The sequence below is a fragment of the Tropicimonas sp. IMCC34043 genome (assembly GCF_003390845.1).
GTDB lineage: Bacteria > Pseudomonadota > Alphaproteobacteria > Rhodobacterales > Rhodobacteraceae > Tropicimonas.
This window is the reverse complement of sequence record NZ_QMEK01000001.1, coordinates 16,525-35,064: the sequence shown is the minus strand read 5'-3', so window position 1 is coordinate 35,064 and position 18,540 is coordinate 16,525. Positions and strand designations below refer to the sequence as shown.

19 protein-coding genes are annotated in these 18,540 nt (G+C 66.0%); 6 read left to right on the top strand and 13 right to left on the bottom strand.

Going from position 1 to position 18,540, the window contains the following annotated elements:
• Positions 1-73: 73 nt before the first annotated feature.
• Entirely contained in the window at positions 74-460 is a 387-nt protein-coding gene (locus DQG17_RS00130) for a DUF302 domain-containing protein (protein ID WP_116130742.1), read from the bottom strand.
• Positions 461-670: 210 nt separating this feature from the next.
• Positions 671-2,170, bottom strand: a complete 1,500-nt coding sequence (locus tag DQG17_RS00125) for a multicopper oxidase family protein (RefSeq protein WP_116130741.1) — start codon at positions 2,168-2,170, stop codon at positions 671-673.
• An 810-nt stretch (positions 2,171-2,980) separates the two neighbouring features.
• Here DQG17_RS00125 and DQG17_RS00110 point away from each other — a divergent pair.
• The 4 genes from DQG17_RS00110 to DQG17_RS00095 are packed head-to-tail and all read left to right on the top strand — an operon-like array spanning position 2,981 to position 5,361.
• Positions 2,981-3,667 carry a MotA/TolQ/ExbB proton channel family protein gene (locus tag DQG17_RS00110; protein WP_198665997.1) on the top strand — a complete coding sequence of 229 codons (687 nt, stop codon included), beginning with the start codon at positions 2,981-2,983 and terminating at the stop codon, positions 3,665-3,667.
• On the top strand, positions 3,664-4,044 hold the full coding sequence (locus tag DQG17_RS00105) for a biopolymer transporter ExbD (RefSeq protein ID WP_116130737.1): 381 nt from the start codon (positions 3,664-3,666) through the stop codon (positions 4,042-4,044). The genes DQG17_RS00110 and DQG17_RS00105 overlap by 4 nt, the downstream gene beginning before the upstream one ends.
• Before the next feature lie 4 nt (positions 4,045-4,048).
• Positions 4,049-4,468 (top strand): biopolymer transporter ExbD, encoded by a 420-nt coding sequence (locus tag DQG17_RS00100; protein ID WP_116130736.1) that lies wholly within the window; start codon positions 4,049-4,051, stop codon positions 4,466-4,468.
• Positions 4,465-5,361: a TonB family protein gene (locus tag DQG17_RS00095; protein WP_157973463.1), complete on the top strand. Its 897-nt coding sequence runs from the start codon at positions 4,465-4,467 to the stop codon at positions 5,359-5,361. Before DQG17_RS00100 ends, DQG17_RS00095 begins: the two co-directional genes overlap by 4 nt.
• A 109-nt stretch (positions 5,362-5,470) precedes the next feature.
• On the opposite strand, the gene DQG17_RS00090 is transcribed toward DQG17_RS00095, so the two are convergent.
• The 3 genes from DQG17_RS00090 to DQG17_RS00080 all read right to left on the bottom strand — a co-directional run bounded on the left by DQG17_RS00090 (position 5,471) and on the right by DQG17_RS00080 (position 7,572).
• Positions 5,471-5,809: a chaperone modulator CbpM gene (locus tag DQG17_RS00090; RefSeq protein ID WP_116132505.1), complete on the bottom strand. Its 339-nt coding sequence runs from the start codon at positions 5,807-5,809 to the stop codon at positions 5,471-5,473.
• On the bottom strand, positions 5,806-6,768 hold the full coding sequence (locus DQG17_RS00085) for a DnaJ C-terminal domain-containing protein (RefSeq protein ID WP_116130734.1): 963 nt from the start codon (positions 6,766-6,768) through the stop codon (positions 5,806-5,808). Before DQG17_RS00085 ends, DQG17_RS00090 begins: the two co-directional genes overlap by 4 nt.
• 237 nt (positions 6,769-7,005) lie before the next feature.
• Entirely contained in the window at positions 7,006-7,572 is a 567-nt protein-coding gene (locus tag DQG17_RS00080) for an NADPH-dependent FMN reductase (protein ID WP_116130733.1), read from the bottom strand.
• Between the two features lie 351 nt (positions 7,573-7,923).
• Between DQG17_RS00080 and DQG17_RS00075 the strand changes: the two genes are divergently transcribed.
• Positions 7,924-8,574 carry a 3'-5' exonuclease gene (locus DQG17_RS00075; RefSeq protein ID WP_232829276.1) on the top strand — a complete coding sequence of 217 codons (651 nt, stop codon included), beginning with the start codon at positions 7,924-7,926 and terminating at the stop codon, positions 8,572-8,574.
• 255 nt (positions 8,575-8,829) lie between these two features.
• On the opposite strand, the gene rhaM is transcribed toward DQG17_RS00075, so the two are convergent.
• The 8 genes from rhaM to DQG17_RS00035 are packed head-to-tail and all read right to left on the bottom strand — an operon-like array spanning position 8,830 to position 17,392.
• Positions 8,830-9,144 carry an L-rhamnose mutarotase gene (gene rhaM, locus DQG17_RS00070; RefSeq protein WP_116130732.1) on the bottom strand — a complete coding sequence of 105 codons (315 nt, stop codon included), beginning with the start codon at positions 9,142-9,144 and terminating at the stop codon, positions 8,830-8,832.
• A 1-nt stretch (position 9,145) separates the two neighbouring features.
• Positions 9,146-10,171: an ABC transporter permease gene (locus DQG17_RS00065; RefSeq protein ID WP_232829275.1), complete on the bottom strand. Its 1,026-nt coding sequence runs from the start codon at positions 10,169-10,171 to the stop codon at positions 9,146-9,148.
• 2 nt (positions 10,172-10,173) lie between these two features.
• Positions 10,174-11,166: an ABC transporter permease gene (locus DQG17_RS00060; RefSeq protein ID WP_116130730.1), complete on the bottom strand. Its 993-nt coding sequence runs from the start codon at positions 11,164-11,166 to the stop codon at positions 10,174-10,176.
• Complete coding sequence (locus tag DQG17_RS00055) at positions 11,163-12,698, bottom strand: sugar ABC transporter ATP-binding protein (protein ID WP_116130729.1); 1,536 nt, start codon at positions 12,696-12,698, stop codon at positions 11,163-11,165. The genes DQG17_RS00060 and DQG17_RS00055 overlap by 4 nt, the downstream gene beginning before the upstream one ends.
• Before the next feature lie 57 nt (positions 12,699-12,755).
• Positions 12,756-13,745, bottom strand: a complete 990-nt coding sequence (gene rhaS / locus DQG17_RS00050) for a rhamnose ABC transporter substrate-binding protein (RefSeq protein WP_116130728.1) — start codon at positions 13,743-13,745, stop codon at positions 12,756-12,758.
• A gap of 29 nt (positions 13,746-13,774) precedes the next feature.
• Complete coding sequence (rhaD, locus tag DQG17_RS00045) at positions 13,775-14,650, bottom strand: rhamnulose-1-phosphate aldolase (protein ID WP_116130727.1); 876 nt, start codon at positions 14,648-14,650, stop codon at positions 13,775-13,777.
• Between the two features lie 10 nt (positions 14,651-14,660).
• On the bottom strand, positions 14,661-15,908 hold the full coding sequence (locus DQG17_RS00040; protein ID WP_116130726.1) for an L-rhamnose isomerase: 1,248 nt from the start codon (positions 15,906-15,908) through the stop codon (positions 14,661-14,663).
• Positions 15,905-17,392, bottom strand: a complete 1,488-nt coding sequence (locus tag DQG17_RS00035; protein ID WP_116130725.1) for a rhamnulokinase family protein — start codon at positions 17,390-17,392, stop codon at positions 15,905-15,907. Before DQG17_RS00035 ends, DQG17_RS00040 begins: the two co-directional genes overlap by 4 nt.
• A gap of 151 nt (positions 17,393-17,543) precedes the next feature.
• Between DQG17_RS00035 and DQG17_RS00030 the strand changes: the two genes are divergently transcribed.
• Positions 17,544-18,533, top strand: coding sequence for a helix-turn-helix transcriptional regulator (locus DQG17_RS00030; protein WP_116130724.1), 990 nt, complete (start codon positions 17,544-17,546; stop codon positions 18,531-18,533).
• The last annotated feature ends 7 nt before the right edge of the window (positions 18,534-18,540 follow it).

The window sequence follows — 18,540 nt, the reverse complement described above, 5'->3', positions numbered from 1 at the left end:
CCAAAGAGCCGTCCGCACCGGATCGCCGGAACTCTGCCAGGGGGGCATCCCTCGCCCCCCTGGAGCCCCGGTTTCAGATCGCGTCGACCACCGTCTGCAATAGCGCGCGCATCGGCCCCGCGACCGTCTGCAGATCCGGGTTTTCGATGGCCTGCATCGAGGCAACCGGATCAATCGCGCTGACCTCGACGCCGCCTTCGACCTCGCGCAGGATGACGTTGCAGGGCAGCATCGCTCCGATACGCGGCTCCATCCCGATGGCCTGCCAGGCCATCTCCGGGTTGCAGGCCCCGAGGATGCGATACCCCGGCATCTCGACATCGAGCTTCTTTTTCATCGTGGCCCTGACGTCGATCTCGGTCAGGACTCCAAAGCCGTGATCGGCCAGCGCCTTGCGGGTGCGGGTCTCGACCTCGTCGATGCCGCCATCGGCAAACAGGCGGTTGAGGGTATAGGACATTTTCGCTCCTTCATTTCGCCGGGACTGTCGCCGCGGCCGCTGTGGCCAGGCCAAGCGGGGCACCGCGGCCCCTGTCCACGGCCCATTCCCTACACGCACATGTGGGGTGATCCTTCGGGTTGCAACACCGGGACGATGGCCCCGGTGTCGCTTGCGACGGCGGACCCGGACAGAAATCGGCCGGCTCCGCCGCGGGGCTTGCGCTCAGCCCTACGCGGTCACCGAAAGCTCTGTCATCATGCCTGTGGCAAGGTGCGGCATGTGGTGACAATGCAGCATCCAGCGCGCCGCCTCGCCGGCGTCGAGCGCCACGGTCACACTCGCCATCGGCGGCACATAGACGGTATCGCGCCGGGCGCCGGACAGGCGCCGGCCATTGATCTCGACGACCTGAAAGGCATGGCCGTGCAGGTGCATCGGGTGCCCCATCATCGACATGTTGTGGAACATCAGTTCCACCCGCTCGCCCGAGCGCGCCTCGACTGGCAGGTGGTTGGCCCAGGTCCGGCCGTCAATGGTCCAGACATAGGGCTGCATCGCGCCCGACAGCATCAGCATATGGCCGCGCTCGACCGGCCGCGCGGGCAACGGATCGCGCGTCACCAGCCGGGATTCCTGCGCCAGATCGGTGTCGAAGGCGGGCGCCTCGGTCGCCGCCAGGGACCCGAGCCGTGCAATCGCCGCACCCGGCGTGGCCAGGATCAGCCCGGTCCGGTCCCGCGCGCCCTCGCGCAGCGCAAGGATCGGCCAGGCGCCGCCCTCGCCCGGCAGCGCGATCTCGATATCCAGCCGCTGGCCCATGGCGATGCCGAACCGGCGCCCGGCCACCGGCACCACGCCGTGGCCATCGACCGCGACCAGATGCGCGGGGGCGGCACCGGTGTCGATCCAGAAAACGGTCGCCGCCGCGCCATTGATGACCCGCAGCAGGACCCGCCCGCCACGCTCGACAGTCACCACTTCGGGGTCCGACAGGGTCCGGCCGTTGGCCAGATAGGCGTCCCAGTCATAATCGTTGAGGTCCATCGCCATGCCGCCCATGCCCCCCATCGGCATGGCGTCCATCGGCATCGCACTCATCTCCGCCGGATCCATGGCCATGGCGCTGCCGGCCATCCCCGGCATCGCGCCCTGCCCCATCGCCCCGTGATCGTCGTGTCCGGTCGTGCCGTGTCCGGCGGTGATCTCTGCCATCACCTCCTCGGGCGTGCTGAACGAGAAGTCGTGCAGGAACAGCACGACTTCCTGCCGGTCGGCCGCGATGTCCTCCGGGCTTCGCACGATCAAGGGGGCGGCAAGCTGGCGGATCTCCTGCAGCGGCACGTGGGAGTGCATCCAGTGCGTCCCCGGCCGCGGCGCATAGTCATAGCTGCGCGTCTCGCCCGGCCTCAGCTTTGGCATCGGCATGTCGGGCACGCCGTCCTGCACATTGGGCGGGATCTGACCGTGCCAGTGGATGATCGTCTCGACGTCGAGATCGTTGGTCAGGTCGACCCGGAAACGCTGTCCGGGGTCAAGGATCAGCCCTTCGCCCTGCGGCCCGGCAAGGCCAAACACCGTGGCCGCCCGCCCGTCGATATCGAGCGTCCGGGTGGTCGCCGCCAACGACAGCGGTGCATCGCCCTGTGCCCGGGAACCGACAGGCAGGCTCGAAGCGGCCAGCACGGCGCTGCTGCCGGCCAGAAAGCCGCGTCTTGAAATGGTCGTCATGTATGTCTCCTCGGGAACCTGTCCCGGCTGAAAATCCTGCAGATCGCGCCGGGCATTCGCCCAGGCGCAGCTTCAGAGGAGACGTGATTGCGGAGGTCTGATGGCCGGGTCCGGAACGGCCCCGACGATCCGCGGTCCATCAGGGATACCATAGGCCAGGATCAGGAACGCAGGGCTGGCGTTGCCGGGCGCAAAGGCCGGAACGATGCCGATACCCGAGCAGACCGCCCCGCATTGGCCCGCCGCGGCATCGCAACTGCGGGTCAGGGCAGATCCCGCGCCGTCGTGGCCGTGCTGCTGCATCGCGGCGCCACCATGCCCAGACGCAGCGGACATGCTGGCAACATGAGCCACGCTCGCAAGTGGAACGAGGCTCAGTGACACCAGGACAAGAAGGGCCAGGAAAAACCGGATCATGCGCAACCCTAGTGGCAGCGCCAGGGTCCTGTCCATTTCCGCATAACGCACAACTCCGTGTGCGGCGGCGAGGGTGTGTGCAGGCGGGCGCCAGCAACCACGGCGTTTGGCAGACGGGCTGTGGCTCGGATCGCACGATCCGGGCCTTGGGCCGCGTCAGGATTACCGGCAGGACGGGATGGGTAATTCGGTTCAGGTGCAGTATGCAACGGGTGGCGCCGGGTTGCTGCACCCGGGCTGTCTGATAGGTTTCATCGAAATGGGGATCTCGATGTTGTCAACGCTCGCCCAGAGCCGCGCTCGGGCAGACTGTGCCCGCCCTCGCGCCACGCTGCGCGATACCGATGGTGCCATGGCAGAATCGACCCGTTTGTGATGGGTGGCGTCGCGAACATGCAGTTTTCTCTGGCCCAAGCCTTCGATCTGGCGTTCGGGTTCCTTGCCCGAGGCGGTCCCGCAATGTGGGGGATCGGGGCGCTGTCGGTGCTGACCGTCGCGTTGATCCTGTGGAAGGTCTGGCAGTTTCTGCGGCAAGGCGCCTTTGGCGGCGGCGCCCGTTCGGCACAGGCGGCGATGCTGTGGCGGCGCGGGTCGGCCGCCGAGGCGATGGCGCTGGTCGAAGGGCGGCGATCCTATCGCGCGCGGCTCGCGGTGGCGGCGATGCAGGCCCAGCAGGACCCAAAGATCGGCGCCGAGGCGGCCGAGGCCGAGACCGGGCGCGTCGCCCGCAGCCTGCTGGCCGAGGCGCGCAGCGGTCTGCGGGCGCTCGAACTGATCGCCACGATTGCGCCGCTTCTGGGCCTGCTCGGCACGGTTCTGGGCATGATCGGCGCCTTTCAGGCACTTCAGGAGGCGGGCGCGCGCGCCGATCCCTCGCTGCTGGCCGGCGGGATCTGGGAAGCGCTGCTGACGACCGCGGCCGGCATGACGGTCGCGATCCCCGCCTCGGTCTCGCTGACCTGGTTCGAAAGCGTCGTCGACCGGCTGCGCCATGACATGGAGGATGCGGCGACCGTGATCCTGATGCGTCCGGGCGAGGGGCCAGCGGGAGCAGAGGCACGCCGGGACGCCGCGGAATGAAACTGTCGTTCGGCGCCCCTCCGCCGCGCCGGCGGCCCTCGCTGACACCGATGATCGACGTGGTGTTCCTGCTGCTGGTGTTCTTCATGCTGGCCTCGCGCTTTGGTTCCGACATGTTCCTGCCGCTGAAGGTCGCGGGGCAAGGCCGCGGCTATACCGGCGCGCCCCGGCTGCTCGAGGTCGCACCCGATACCATGGCGCTGAACGGGGTCGCGGTTGCCCCCGAGGATCTGGTTGCCCGGATCGGCGCGCTGACCGACAGCCCCGAGGACACGATCGTGTTGCGCGCCCGCGACGGCGCCGATCTGCAGCGTGTCATTGGGGCGATGGAGCTGCTGCGCGCGGGCGGCTTTTCGCACTTCGTGCTGGTGGAATAGGGCGATGCTGATCCCCGAGCCGCCGCGCCCGCATCGGGGCGAGCCCATCCTGCCGATGATCAACGTGGTGTTCCTGCTGCTGATCTTTTTCCTGATCTCGGCGGAACTCGCCCCGCCCGAGCCCTTTCCGGTCGATGTTCCGAGTGCCGAGCGCGAGGACCCCGCCGAGGGCGAGTTGACGCTGTTTCTCGACGCGGGCGGGCAGCTTGGCTTTCGCGACGCGACGGGCGAGGCGGCCGTGCTTGCCGCGCTTCAGGCGGCGGTGCAGGACATTTGCGGCGCCGACGGCTGCAGCGATGAGGCCCGGCCCCGGGTCCGGTTGCGGGCCGACCGCGCGGTCGAGGCCGCGACAGTTGCGGCCCTGCTGCCACGGCTTGGCGCGATCGGCGTGCACGATGTCCTGATGATCACCGCCCTCAGATGAGACGCTGGGGCGAGATGTCGGTCTTCGTCGGGTTGGCCGTGCTGCTGCACCTCGTGGCCTTCGGGCTGCGGCCCGCAGCACAAGAGGGCGCATCGCAGGGCGGTGGCGGTGGCGGCGATACGGCGATGATTGTCGCGGGTGCGTCCGACACGATCTCGGATCTTGTGACGCAATGGCAATCGCCGCCCGCAACGCCGGTTGCGGGGCCCGCGCTGGCGCCGCCGCCCGAAGCCACGGCCCTGCCCGAGGTGCCAGTGGCAGCGACCGGCGCACCGTCAGATGCACCGCCCCTGCCCCGCCTGCCCGAGCCCCCACATGAGGCCGCGCCGGATCGGCCGACGGCGCCTGCGCAGCTGGTGGCGCCCCCGCAGCCGACAGAACCTGCACCGCCCGACACCGCGACCGAGGCGGCCCCGGAGGCCGTGCCACGGCCCCCCGAACGCCCTGACGCCCCGCCTCAGGAACAGGCGCCGCGAGCGGCGCGGACCGCTCCGGCAGGCCCAAGCGGCGCGACGCAGGCGGCGGGCACGCGCGCAGGAACCGCGGGCGGAGGAAGCGCAGGCGGCACCGGCGGACCGGCAGGGTCCGCCCTGTCAGCGGGTCAGCGCCAGAGCCTTGCGGCCGGTTGGGGGGCTACGATCCGGGCCCGGATTGAACGGTACAAACGCTACCCGAGTGCGGCCCGGCGCGCCGAGGGCACGACGACCGTCGCGCTGACTGTGGCGCGTGACGGCCGTCTGAGCACGGTCTCGGTCGCCCGGTCGTCGGGCAATGCTGCGCTCGATCAGGCCGCAATCGCGGCCGTCCGGCAGGCCGGGCGGTTCCCGGCTGCCCCAAAGGGGCTGACCGACGCGAGCTATCGCTTCAGCCTGCCGATCCGCTTCGATCCCTAACCGGACGGCCCGAAGGGACGGGCGCCATATCACGGGTATCCTGCACGACCACCGAAATGGCCCGACGGGGCCGTCGGAACGCGCCCTGACCCGGCGGCGGGCGCAGGGTTCAGCCTTGCGGCGTCTGCTGCATCTGGCGCAACCGGGCGATCAGCGCCTCGCAGGCCTCGGCGCCCTGCTGGCTCATCGCCGCGTCGACCGCCCGCATCCGCCGCCGCAGCGTGCTGACCTCGTCGATCAGCGTCAGGATCATCGGCACGGCCTCGTCGTTCACATCCATGTCCTCGGTCAGTTCGACGATCAGCCGCAGCCGCGCCAGATCTGTCTCGTCAAAGACACGGCCGCGTTCGGATTGCCTTGGCCGCACCCAGGCGCGAGTCACGCAGACCTGAAGTCGCTCGACGCTGAGCCGTCCTACCCGGTCCAGGATATCGCTTTCGGTCATCATGAGCGGTTCCCCCTCCATCCGGCGCGCGGGTCATAGTGGTTCTTGGCACGCCAGGCCCGAACCGCATCTGCCAGCGCGGTGTCGTCACTTTCGGAAAGTACGATCTTGAGCGTCACCAACAGATCGCCCGGCGTTCCCCGCGCCGGTGCCACGCCCTTGCCACGCAGCCGCATCACCCGGCCCGAGCTGGAATTTGGCGGCACCTTCAGCTTGACGCGACCGCCCGGCACAGGAACCTCGACAGATCCGCCCAGGACCGCCTCGTCGATCGACACCGGCAGTTCGAGCAGCAGATCGTTGCCTTCGCGGGTAAAGACCGCATCGGGCCGCACCGCGATCCGCACCATCGCGTCGCCCGCAGGCCCGCCGCCGATCCCGGGCTCGCCCTTGCCGGCAAGCCGCAGCGTCTGGCCGTCCTCGATTCCGGCGGGAATGGAAACCTCGATGCGGCCGACCTCGGGCAGGGTCACGGTGCGGGACACACCCTGCACTGCGTCGAGAAAATCGACCTCCATATGGAAATGCCGGTCGGCGCCGCGCATCCTGAACTGGCTTTGCCCGCCGGACGGTCCACCCGAGAATCCGCCCTGCCCGCCCTGCCCGTGGGACCGGAAGGCGCGGGAAAAGATGTCGCCCAGATCGTCCATGCCGCCGTCGAATTCATAGCGGTTCGATGGATCGGATTCGGCGTATTGACGGTAATACTGGCGCTGCGGCCGTTCCTGCCCGCTCGAGTCGATCTCGCCGGCGTCAAAACGGCGGCGTTTCTCGGCATCGCGCAAAAGGTCATAGGCGGCCGAGACCGCCTTGAACTGTTCCAGCTTGCCGGCGTCGCCCGCGTTCAGATCCGGGTGCAGCTTCTTGGCAAGCTGACGATAGGCCTTCTTGATTTCGGCATCGCTGGCCGTCTTGGCAACGCCGAGCGCCTCATAGGGATCCTTCAGGGTGTCTTTTGCCATCTTGTGTCTGCTTCTTGTCCCTGGGCGCGCCCACCGCACCCGAAGGAACGGTCGAGCCATTGCGGCTCGCGCCCCCCGGGGGCAAAGAAGGCGAGGTTCGATCCTAAGATGCGAACCAAAGCCTCCCGGTGCAATAGCCGCCCCGCCGGAACCGCTGGCCTGTTCGTCGCACCCGTTGGCCCGGCTGAACCGGGGGACCGACTATCAGCGCCCGCGCGGGACGATCAGCCCCTGCGCTCAGGCCGCGGTGCGCAGTCCGGCCAGCGCGCCGGCCCATTTTGCCAGTTCGTCCAGCAGGGTATCGGCGCTCTGGACCTGCATCTCGCCGGGTGTGAAGACACCATCTTTCAACTGGTTGGAAACATTGGGGATGATCACCTGATCGGGGATCGGCATGACCTTGAGCGTGGTCAGCAGCGTCTTCGCAGTCTGCGTCGACCGAAGCCCGCCCGAGATGCCGCCATAGCTGACGAAGGCCGCGGGTTTGTAGGCCCATTCGTGGTAGAGGTAATCGACCGCGTTCACGAACGCCGGCGGCATGGTGAAGTTGTATTCAGGCAAAACGAAGACGAAGGCGTCGCTTGCCTCCACGATGGCGCTCCACGCCTTGGTGTGTTCCTTGGTGTATTTCTTTTGCGCCGGGTGGTTCGGCTCGTCGAGCAGCGGCAGGGCCATTTCGGCAAGATCGGTCAGCACGGCTTCAAAGCCTGCGCCGTTCTTCTGGGCATGATCATAGAACCAGTCTGCGACCGGCTTGCCGACCCGGCCCGGGCGGGTGCTGGTGATAATGACGTTCAATTTCATGGGACTCTCCTGACTGCTGTTGCTTTCCCCGATGACAGGGATGCTTTTTTTCACCTATGGTCCAGGACGCGCCAATATAAGGCCAAAGGGTTCACAGGGCCTGTGCCAGAGCGCAGGGCCGGTATGATTGCGCCGTATGGCGTCTGTGCGTAGCATTGCGCGCTCCAACCTGCCCGCGGACCGATCCGGTCGAAAGAGGCATCCGGTCACTATGTCCGGCCCTGTCCCGGAACTGGCAAAGCTCTGACTTCGGCGCTAGGGTCGGGCGGAGGCAACGCCCTTTGCGGTGGACCCGCAGATGCGCCAAAGTCCGGCGACGGCCCAGACCATCACGATGCAAGGACGCCCGCAGTGACAGAGACCCCAGCGACACGGGACTATGCCGGACTGCGCGATCTGACCGAATTCGCGACGCGGCCGCTGTCGTCAGTTCCTGCCGGCAGCTATCGCTTCATCGCCCTCGACGTCGAGACCGCCTGCAGCGATGCCGCCAGCATCTGTCAGATCGGCATCGCCTGTGTAAGCCCGGACGACACGATTGAAACCTGGGCCAGCCATGTGAATCCCCGAACCCATTTCTCGCCGTTCAACATCCGGATTCACGGCATCGAGCCCGAGCATGTGGTGGATGCCCCCTGCTTTGACGAAGCGATCGCGCTGCTCGAGCCGTTGCTCGCGCGCCACCACATCATCCAGCACAGCAGCTTTGACCGGCGCGCGATCTCGGGCGCCTATGCCGTTCTCGGCCGCGAGGCCCCGCCCTGGACATGGGGCGACAGCGTGCGGATTGCCCGCCGCGCATGGCCCGAGTTCATCGGCAATGGCGGCCACGGGCTTGCGAACCTCAAACAGCGGCTCGACCTGCGCTTTGATCACCACGATGCCGGCGAGGACGCGCGCGCCGCGGCCGAGGTGGTTCTTCGTGCCGAAAGGCGCACAAGGGAAGTGTTCGAGGCGCTCCTTGGCCCGACACCCAAAACGCGAAAGGCCGCCGGGGCCTGACCCTGGACGGCGTACTCGCGAAGGTTCGGGCGCAGCGGCCTGCCAGAGGCGGCCCTTCGGCCTGATCCTATGCCCGTCGCCGCAAGGCGGCCGCCTGCCGCGCGATCCGTTTCGAGTGAAGGTTGCGGACGTTCTGGCGACGCAAAGGGCGGGACCGTGTCCCGCCCCGCTTGAGGGGGACGAAAGCTGAGGCTGCGGGATCGGGCAGACCCCTGCCCTCACCCTGAGGAGCTTTCCCCGTCGGATACGCCCGGCTCAGGGCAGGTGGAACACCCGTCGCAGCGGCCGTGCGACGGGCTCGTTATCCGGGTGAACCTCCATCAGCGGGGCGTTCCACGCCCACCATTTCTGCACCACCTCCAGCCCCGGCAGGGCGTCGGCACCATTGTCGGCAGTCCGCCGCTGGACCGCAAACAGCGTTCCCGTCGCCTCGTCGAGGAAGATCGAATAATCCGAGATCCCCGCATCCTTCAGCGCTGCCACCAGTTCCGGCCAGATCTCGTCGTGGCGCTTCTGGTATTCCGCGGCAACGCCCGGTTTCAACTGCATGGCGAAGGCGATCTGTTCCATGTCAGTTCCTCGGGCGGCGCATCAATTTGAAGAGATAGGCGTATTTCTCGCCGATGATGGGCAGTGCGACCGACCCGATCAGCAGCAATCCGGTGAAGACGATCAGGATATTGCCCGGCACGTTGTTCAGCGTCACCGCAAGCCGCAGGAAACCGATGACCAGCGCGGCCAGCACGACGCCGGTGATGGTGCCCTTGCCTCCGGAGATCGACACGCCGCCCAGCACGACCATGGTGATCACCTCCATCTCGAGCCCCATGGCGATGTCGGGACGCGTACTGCCAAGCCGTGCGGTCAGGAACACCGCCGCCAGCCCCGCCATCAGCCCGTTCAGCGTGAACAGAAGGAACCGCAGCCGGTTGGTACGCACGCCGGAATACCGCGCGCCCTCCGGGTTGTTGCCAAGCGCGAACAGGTTGCGCCCAAGCACGGTGAAATGCGTCAGCACCACGAAGACGACCGACAGCAGGATGAAGACGACAAAGCTGAGCGGGATCATCCCGAACAGATAGGACTGGCCAATGGCGGTGAAGGCGGTCGGAAACTCGGCGATCTTGCCGTCGCCGAGGATGCCTGCCGCAATCCCGCGGAACAGCGACATGGTGCCGATTGTCACGACGATCGCGGGCATTCCCAGACGGGCGACCAGCGTGCCGTTGACCGCACCGCAAAGCGCGCCGGTGGCAAGCCCGATCAGCACCAGCGGCACCGCGCCAAGGCCCAGATGCTGGCTGGCCAGCCCCATGACGAGCGAGGACAGCGCCAGGATCGAGGCCATGGAGATGTCGATGTCGCGGGTGATGATCACCAGCGCCGTCCCCAGCGCCATCAGCGCAATCTCGGAGAAGATCGCGGTCGAATCGAGCAGGTTGTAGATATCGAGAAACCATGGGCTGGAGGCATTGCCGCCGATGAACACCATCGCCAGCAGCCCGATCAGCACAAGCTCGCGGGATCTCAGGATCTTGCCGACCGACAGCGTCGGCGGGGCCGGCAGGTCGGCAGGGGCTTCGTGGGACACGGACATCGTCATTCTCCTGCTCCCTGGGGTGAGGCAAGCGGCAGGATCCGGCGGACCGGAGGCTTGCGGCTGATCATGTTGAAGTAGACGGCCAGAAGGATGATCGCGCCCGACAGCGCCTGTTGCCAGAACTGGCTGACGCCGATGACCGGCAGGATATTGTAAAGCGTGCCAAGAAACAGCGCACCGAACACGGCACCGATCACCGTGCCGGCGCCGCCCGCAATCGCGACGCCGCCGATCACGCAAGCCGCCACAGTCTGCAGCTCGAAGCCCGCCGCGACATCGGTGTTGGCCATGGCATAGCGCGAGGTCCAGAGCCAGCCCGACAGACCGGCAAGCGCGCCGGTGATGGTATAGACCCAGAATTCGTGATGCTTGACCCGCACGCCCGCATATTGCGCCGCCCGCGGGTTGCCGCCCATGCCGTAAAGCTCGCGGCCGAACCGGGTCTGGGTCATCACCAGCCACATGCCCGCCGCGACCGTAAGCCCGATCCAGAAGAACAGGGTCAGGCCCAGGATCTGGGTGCGGGGTACGGCCAGATAGCCCTCGGGGAACTGGTGCTGCACCACCCAGGATCCGCCCGAGATGACAAAGATCATGCCGCGCCAGATGCTCATCGTGCCAAGCGTGACGACAATCGGCGGGATCTGCAGTTCAGCGATCAGCGCCCCGTTCAGCATCCCGACCATGGCGCCGACGACAATGCAGACCAGCGGCCAGACCACGGTCGGCAGGCCGGGGTTGGCGACCGACAGCAGCGCCACCACCATCCCGGTAAAGGCCAGATTGGCCGCGACCGACAGGTCAATGCCGCGGATCAGGATGACGATCATCTGCGCGACCGCCAGCACCACAAGGATCGACAGGTCTGTCATCAGATCCCTCAGACCCTGGATCGAGACGAAATTGGGCGTGATCGAGCCCGCCAGCGCGATCAGCGCCAGCCAGCTTGCCGCCAACAGCGCCTCGCGGCTTTTGAGGACATTCAGCATCATGCCACCTCCCTGGCGGGTTGCGGCGCCCGCGCGCCGGTCGCATAGGCTGCGATCAGTTCGGCGCTGAAGTCGTCGCGGGTGAATTCGGCAACCATCTCGCCCAGCCGCATCACGATGATCCGGTCGGCCATACCCATCAGTTCGGGCAGTTCGGACGAGACCAGAAGAACCGACAGATCCTGTTCGACCATCTCGGCCAAGGCCTCGTGCACCGCCGATTTGGCGCCGACGTCGATGCCGCGGGTCGGTTCATCGACAATCACCACATCGGGATTGGTCGCCAGCCAGCGGGCAAGAACCACCTTCTGCTGGTTGCCGCCCGACAGGTCCTCGACAGGCTGTTCGATGCTGGCGGCGCGGATCTCGAACACGCGGCCGTATTCCTGCGCCAGCCTGCGTTCGGCGGATTTGTCGGGCCAGATCCCGCGGGCCAGCCGTTTCATCGAGGGCAGCGCGATGTTGTCGCGGATCGACAGCGGCAGGATAGCGCCCTGATTGCGCCGGTCCTCGGGAACATAGACCACGCCCGCGTCAATCGCATCGCCGCAGATCTTCCAGTTGGCGGGGACGCCATCGAGGCGGATCTGCCCGGTGAACGGATAGGGGCTGAGCGCCATGATGGCGCGCATCACTTCGGACCGGCCGGCGCCGACAAGCCCGTAAAACCCCAGAATTTCGCGTTTGTGCAGGGTGAAGGAGACGTCCTTGAACTCGATGCCGTTCGACAGGCTCGCGACCTCCAGCAGCGGCGCGCCGATCTCGACCGCGCGTTTTGGAAACACCGTCCCGACCTCGCGGCCGACCATCATCTTGACCAGATCGTGTTCGGTCACCTCGGCGATATTGCCGTCGCCCACGAAGGCGCCGTCGCGGAACACCACATAGCGGTCGGCGATGCGGAACACCTCGTCGAACTTGTGCGAGATGAACAGGATGCCCTTGCCCAGATCTCGCAGCTTTTCGATGATGACGTAAAGCTTCTCGATCTCGTTCGAGGACAGCGAGGCGGTGGGTTCGTCCATGATCACCACATCGGCCGCTTCGGCCAGGGCGCGGGCGATAGCCACCATGTGCTGCTGCCCGAGGCTTAGCTGTTTCAACAGCGTCGTCGGTTCGACATCCAGATTGACCCGTTCCAGATGCTCGCGCGCCTCGGACCGCATGGCCGCCCAGTCCAGAAGCCCGCTCGGCTTGGTGCGGGGGTGGCCCATGAAGATGTTCTCGACGATCGACAGTTCCTCGAACAGCGTCGTCTCCTGGTGGATCGCGGTGATCCCGTATTCCGAGGCCGCCTTGGCCGTCGCCAGCCGTACCGCCTGCCCCTTGACCCGGATCGTGCCGGAGTTGGGCTGATAGAGGCCGGTCATCGTCTTGACCAGCGTCGACTTGCCGGCCCCGTTCTCGCCGACCAGCGCCACGACCTCGCCGGCATGAATCCTGCAATGCGCGTCGCGCAGGGCGTGGATGCCACCGAAGATCTTGTTGATCCCCTCCAGTTCAACGAGGGGGGTGGTGTTTTCGTGCACTGCCATGACGTCCTCCCTTGAGGGCAGGCCGGCGGACCGACCTGCCCGGTTGTCGTGACCGGATCAGAAGATTTCCGCGAACTCGTCGACGTTGGTGGCGTCATAGATGAACGGCTGCGGCAGCGAGGTCTCGAGCTTGTCGTCGAGGGTGAAGCTGCCCATGCGGCCGGCGTCGAGCGTATCGCCCGCCTTGGCGCCGTCGTTCTGGATCAGGTCATAGGCCAGATAGGTCGCGGCATATCCCAGATCGATCGGGTTCCAGATCGCGAAGGACTTGACCGAGCCGTTGTGGACATAACCCGCCAGTTCCGACGGCAGGCCGAGACCGGTGACATAAACCTTGCCGACCATACCCTGATCTTCGACCGCCTTGGCCGCGGCCGAGATCGCGACCGTCGAGGGGGCGATGATCGCCTTCAGGTCGGGATAGCGGCGCAGCAACGCGATGGTTTCGCGATAGGATTTGTCGGACTGGCCCATGCCATAGGCGGTCTGCACCAGTTTCAGCCCCGAGAATTCCTCGGTCGCCAGCAGTTTCTCCATCTCGGCGATCCACTCGTTCTGGTTGGTGGATTGCGGGGTTTCCGACACGATGGCGATCTCGCCCTCGGGGCCGATTGCATCGACGGTCATCTCGAGCATCGACTTTGCCGCACCGGGGGCAGTCGCGGGATGCAGGTGCAGCATGCGGCCGTCGGGCGCGATGGCGCTGTCGAAGGACATCACCTTGATGCCGCGCTGCATCGCCTTCTTGGAAATCGGCACCAGCGCGTCGGGATCGTTCGAGGATACGACGATGGCATCGACCCGTTGCGCGATCAGCGCGTTGATCACCTCGATCTGGCCTTCGGCGGTAACGACCGCAGGCGCGTTGAAGATGATCTCGACGCCACCGATTTCCTTGGCAGCTTCCATGCCGCCGTCGCGGGCAGCCTCGAAGAAGGCATTGCCAAGGCTTTTCGGGACCATGGCAATGCGGACGTCATCAGCGGCGGCGGCACCGGCCACCATCGCGCCGGCAAGTGCCAGCGGCAGAAGTGTCTTGAGTTTCATTTTCTCTCTCCCTTTGGTTTACGTTTTCGTCACTCGGTAGGTTCGACCGCCGCGTCCCGCGCGGGCTCCTCCAGCAGGTCGGGCGGACAGACCATCATCTTGGCAAAATACGACGCCAGTTCGGCCAGCAGCGCCTTGTCGATGCCGCGCTTGGGGCCTCCGGCCGACAGCACCCGGCGATGGATGCCCGACGCCTTCTCGACCGTCTCGACCAGGGTAAAGACCTTTTCGGGGCTTTCCTCGGAGGCAAAGATGCCGTGGTGGCTCCACGAGATCACCCGGCCCTTTTCCAGTTCGCGCGCCGAAGCCTCGGCGATCTTGACGGTGCCGGGCAGCAGCGGCGGCACAACCCGCACCCCGTCGGGGAAGATCACGATGCATTCGGGCATCTTTTCCCACAGCGCCAGCGTCAGGGTCCGGCTGTCGAGCGGCATCAGGAAGCTCAGCGCGATGAACTCGGGCACATGGCAATGCAGCACGACCCGTTCGCGCCCGCCCGATATCCGCTTGCGCGTGGCATGGCCCACCAGATGGGTGGCGAATTCGGAGGTCGGCCTGCCGCCGTTCTCGAACCCCCAGACGGTCTGACAGGCGGTGCCGCCCTCGACGATCTGGACGATGCCGAAGACCTGTTCGGGGTACTCGGTCGCGTGGCGAAAGAACTGCCCGGTGCCGGTAACAAGGAAATATTCCCCGTCAAGGCTTGGCTGCGGCTGCGGCAAGGGGGTCGCCGCACCGCGGGCCACATTCGGATAGCGCCGTGCCAGCACGCCGGTGATCTCGTCGGTTGGCAGACGCCAGCTGAAGTTGCCGCCGTTGGCCTCGTTCCAGCCGTTCTCCCAACACAGCCGGATGATCGGCGCGGCTTCCTGAACGAAGGGGATGGCGTGCGAAAAGGATGTCATCTGTGTGTCCTCAGCCTCTGTCGGCAACCGACGCCTGATAGACGTCGAGATCGGAAATCAGCGCGTTGCCGGTCGGCACGCCCAACCGTGTGCAGAACTCCTGCCAGACCGCGCCATAGGGCAGGTCCTTCAGTTCCTCGGTCATCATGAACCTGCGGTTGAAGTCGAGCGCCTCCTCGGCTGCCTGCAGTGGTGCCTTGGGCAGAAGCAGCGCGCGCAGCAGCGCCTTTTGCATGTTGCGGGTGCCGATCACCCAGGCGGCGGTGCGGCTGATCGTGGCGTCGAAGAAATCGAGCCCGATGTGGGTCCGCCCCAGCAGGTCGCCCAGCACCAGTTCCTGCGCGATGGCAAGGATGTCGTCGTTCAGCAGGATCACATGGTCGCTGTCCCAGCGCATCGGCCGGCTGACGTGCATGAGGATCTCGTCGACCGACAGGCTGACCGCAGACAGCTTGTCGGCCACGCTTTCCATCGGGTGGAAATGCCCCATGTCGAGGCAGAGCACGGTATCGTTGCGGATCGCATATCCAAGATAGAATTCGTGGCTGCCGACGGTGCAGGCCTCGACTCCGATGCCGAACAGCTTGCTTTCCACCGCATCGCGCATCAGGGCCTTGTCGAAGGGTTTGGCCAGCATCCGGTCGAGCGATGCCTCGAGCCGCTTGCGCGCCGCCAGCCGGTCGACGGGCGTATCCTTGAACCCGTCGGGCACCCAGATATTCATGATGCAGGGGCTGCCCATCTCTTGCCCGATCCGGGCCGAGATTTCGCGGCAGACCTCGCCGTGGGCGATCCAGAAGTCGCGGATGCCCGCATCGGGGTGCGCGAGCGTCAGATTGTCGTCCGCCTTTTCGTGGGCAAAGAAGGTCGGGTTGAAATCCAACCCCAGCCCCTGATGCTTTGCCCAATCCACCCAGGAGGAGAAATGGCGGTATTCGAGCGCATCGCGGGCCGGGGTTTCCGGGCTGTCGAGGTAGGAGGCGTGCAGGTTCAGCCGGTGACGGCCCGGTATTCTGGAATAGGCGAATTCAAGGTCGGCGCGCAGTTCGGCCGGGGTCCGGGCGCGGCCCGGGAAATTGCCCGTGGCCTGAATGCCGCCACCGCTGCTGCCGCTCCGGCCTTCAAAGCCGGCGACGTCATCGCCCTGCCAGCAATGCACCGAGATCGAGATATCGGCCAGCCGGTCGATCGCGGCATCGCTGTCGACGCCCCAATCGGCAAAGGCGGCCTGAGCGGCGGAATAGTCGAGGCGTGTCATGATACCATGTCCTTTTCGGGAGACAGAAGCGCGTGATAGCTTGCGCGTATGGCGTTGCTGCGCGCTCCCGGATTGGGCTCGCAACGCACGAATTCTTCGCTGGCCCGCAGGATGCGGCGCCCCTCGGCCAGGTCCTCGATCCAGCCAAGCCCGATCATCTGCACCAGCGCATTGCCAAGCGCCGAGGCCTCGAACGGCCCGGCCAGCACCGGTGCGCCAAGGAAATCGGCCACCATCTGGCACAGCATCCGGTTGCGGCCACCGCCGCCCACAACATGCAGTTCGTGGATCTGATCGCCCTTGCGGAAATCGTCGAGCACGTCGGCAAAGTTCAGCGCCAGGCTTTCAAAGATACAGCGCGCCAGTTCGCCATGGCTCTCGGGCACAGGCTGGCCGGTCTCGCGGCAGAAGGCGCGGATCTCCTCGGTCATGTTCGGAGTGCGAAAGAACCGCTGATCGGTCGGCAGGATCAGCGAGCGGCCGGGACTGACCGTCGCGGCCTCGGCCACCCAGTCGGCAAAGTCGCTGTCGGGTGCCAGTTCCTCGCGCACCCGCTGGATAAGCCAGAGACCCGAGACATTGCGAAGCTGGCGATAGGTGCCGAAAACGCCCCCCTCGTTCGACAGCCCGTGAGCATGGGCAAAGTCGGTCAGGTCCGGCACCAGCGACTCGCGCCCGACCAGCGCCCAGGTGCCGAGCGAGATGAAATAGGTGCTGGGCGCCGTCGAAGGCAGGGCCGCAACCGCCGAGGCAGTGTCGTGGGTGCCGGGCAGCACGACCTTCGGCGGCTGGGACAGGCCCCATTCGCGGCAGAATTCGGGTTTCACCGGGCCAAGCACTTCGCCCGCCTCGCGGATCGGCGGCATCGCCTGCTGAGACAGCCCCACCGCCTCGACAAGATAGGGGTCCCAGTCCCGGTCGTGGCAGTCGAGCATCTGCGTGGTGGTGGCGTTGGTGTATTCGGTCGACCAGATGCCGGTCAGTTGAAAATGGACCCAGTCCGGCAGCAGCATCCAGCGGTCGAGGGCGGCATAGCTTGACGGCGGGTGCAGCTTGACCGCGTAGAGCTGATAGAGCGAGTTGAAATCCAGCGACTGGACGCCGGTGCGCTGGAACATTTCCCGGTCGGTCAGACCCGCCGCCGCCAGAAACTCGGGAATGATCCCGGTCGTGCGCCCGTCGCGGTAGGATACGAACGGCAGCAGTGCCTTGCCCCGCCGGTCGACGGGAACGAAATCCACCGCCCAGCTGTCAACGCCGATCGAGGCAATATCGGGATCCTCGGCAAATGCGCTGGCGAGACCGTCGTGGATGCCGGTCCACAGGTAGTCGAGATCCCAGCACAGCGTGCCGCTGCGGTCTTCCGGGCCATGGGGAAAGCGGTTGATCTCGCGCGAACTCAGCCGCCCGTCTTGGAGCGACACCACCACGCAGCGCCCCGATGAGGCACCAAGATCAACGGCAATAACGGATTTCTGCGCCATGCCTCCCTCCCAAAAAGGCTTGATCTGCTTGCAATCAGGCTAGGAAGTTGCCCGCAAAAGTGGCAGGACAGAAAGGGGTGTTTTTCGCAGAAGGCTGGCGTAAAATGACCAGTCTGAAGACGCGGATCGCGTTGCTTCAACGGAGAAGAGAATGCTCGCGCCGTTCCATCTCGACATCGCCTTTCCCGAGCAGGTCATTCAGGCGTCGCGGTCGCGGTTCTTTCACAATCTCTGGCTGCCGATTCAGGTCTCGCGCCGCGATCCGCAGCCGCTTTTCCCGCTGCACAACCATGATTTCGACGAGATCGCCTATATCCTGAAGGGCCACGGGGTGAGTTTCATGGCACAGTTCCAGCTGCTGCTGCCAGGAAACATCGTCTATCTGCGCGCCGCCGACACCCATGCCTATCCGATGGTCGACCATCTGGTGCTGGTGAACATCTTCTTCGACCATGCCCGGCTCAACCACAACTTCCCCAAGATGCACGAGCTGCTCGAGGATTTTTACCGCCTGCAAAGCGAACAGTCGCGATTGTTCACCAACTATCCGGTCTATGCCCGTCTGCGCGCGCTCGCCAACCAGCTTGACCTCGAAACGCTGCGGGCCGACGAGTATTCTGAATATTCAGCCCTGGCCCATCTGGTCGAGTTTCTGGTGCTGGTGCTGCGCCAGTACCGCCAGCCCGACGCGGTTCGTCCGCTGGAAGGTGACGAGATCAGCCGCGGCAAGGCGCTTCTGGTGTTCTCGGACCCGGCGCTGCCACAGGTGTTCGACCGCGAAGCGCTGCGTGCGCTTGTCGGTCGTCACGGGCTTGCCTGGCGCAGTTTCGAACGGCTGCTGCCTGAACTGGCCGGACTGACCCCGCACGAGCTTTGTACCTGCAACCGCATCATCCGCTTCCTCAACCTGCTGCTCGAAGATCCCGGGCGGAACCTCGAAGAGGCAAGCGAGCAAGCGGGCTTTGCCGATTACCGTTCGATGGCGCGGAACTGTCAGGCCGCGTTCGGGCTTTCGCCGAAACAGATCCGTGAACGGGTCGGCAGCTTTGTCGCGGCTCCGCCAGAGGCGCCGCCCGTGCGCGAGATCGCCTGCCACCCCGACGGCCGCCGGCCTGGCATCGCGGCGCCCTTGCCGACCTGACGGCTAC

Coding starts and splice junctions, on each gene's coding strand:
- DQG17_RS00065 (WP_232829275.1), bottom strand. CDS start 10,171: ATGTCCGTGTCCCACGAAGCCCCTGCCGACCTGCCGGCCCCGCCGACG.
- DQG17_RS00105 (WP_116130737.1), top strand. CDS start 3,664: ATGAAACTGTCGTTCGGCGCCCCTCCGCCGCGCCGGCGGCCCTCGCTG.
- DQG17_RS00040 (WP_116130726.1), bottom strand. CDS start 15,908: ATGACACGCCTCGACTATTCCGCCGCTCAGGCCGCCTTTGCCGATTGG.
- DQG17_RS00085 (WP_116130734.1), bottom strand. CDS start 6,768: ATGGCAAAAGACACCCTGAAGGATCCCTATGAGGCGCTCGGCGTTGCC.
- DQG17_RS00100 (WP_116130736.1), top strand. CDS start 4,049: ATGCTGATCCCCGAGCCGCCGCGCCCGCATCGGGGCGAGCCCATCCTG.
- DQG17_RS00035 (WP_116130725.1), bottom strand. CDS start 17,392: ATGGCGCAGAAATCCGTTATTGCCGTTGATCTTGGTGCCTCATCGGGG.
- rhaS (WP_116130728.1), bottom strand. CDS start 13,745: ATGAAACTCAAGACACTTCTGCCGCTGGCACTTGCCGGCGCGATGGTG.
- DQG17_RS00090 (WP_116132505.1), bottom strand. CDS start 5,809: ATGATGACCGAAAGCGATATCCTGGACCGGGTAGGACGGCTCAGCGTC.
- DQG17_RS00110 (WP_198665997.1), top strand. CDS start 2,981: ATGCAGTTTTCTCTGGCCCAAGCCTTCGATCTGGCGTTCGGGTTCCTT.
- DQG17_RS00060 (WP_116130730.1), bottom strand. CDS start 11,166: ATGATGCTGAATGTCCTCAAAAGCCGCGAGGCGCTGTTGGCGGCAAGC.
- DQG17_RS00080 (WP_116130733.1), bottom strand. CDS start 7,572: ATGAAATTGAACGTCATTATCACCAGCACCCGCCCGGGCCGGGTCGGC.
- DQG17_RS00055 (WP_116130729.1), bottom strand. CDS start 12,698: ATGGCAGTGCACGAAAACACCACCCCCCTCGTTGAACTGGAGGGGATC.
- rhaD (WP_116130727.1), bottom strand. CDS start 14,650: ATGACATCCTTTTCGCACGCCATCCCCTTCGTTCAGGAAGCCGCGCCG.
- DQG17_RS00095 (WP_157973463.1), top strand. CDS start 4,465: ATGAGACGCTGGGGCGAGATGTCGGTCTTCGTCGGGTTGGCCGTGCTG.
- DQG17_RS00125 (WP_116130741.1), bottom strand. CDS start 2,170: ATGACGACCATTTCAAGACGCGGCTTTCTGGCCGGCAGCAGCGCCGTG.
- rhaM (WP_116130732.1), bottom strand. CDS start 9,144: ATGGAACAGATCGCCTTCGCCATGCAGTTGAAACCGGGCGTTGCCGCG.
- DQG17_RS00030 (WP_116130724.1), top strand. CDS start 17,544: ATGCTCGCGCCGTTCCATCTCGACATCGCCTTTCCCGAGCAGGTCATT.
- DQG17_RS00130 (WP_116130742.1), bottom strand. CDS start 460: ATGTCCTATACCCTCAACCGCCTGTTTGCCGATGGCGGCATCGACGAG.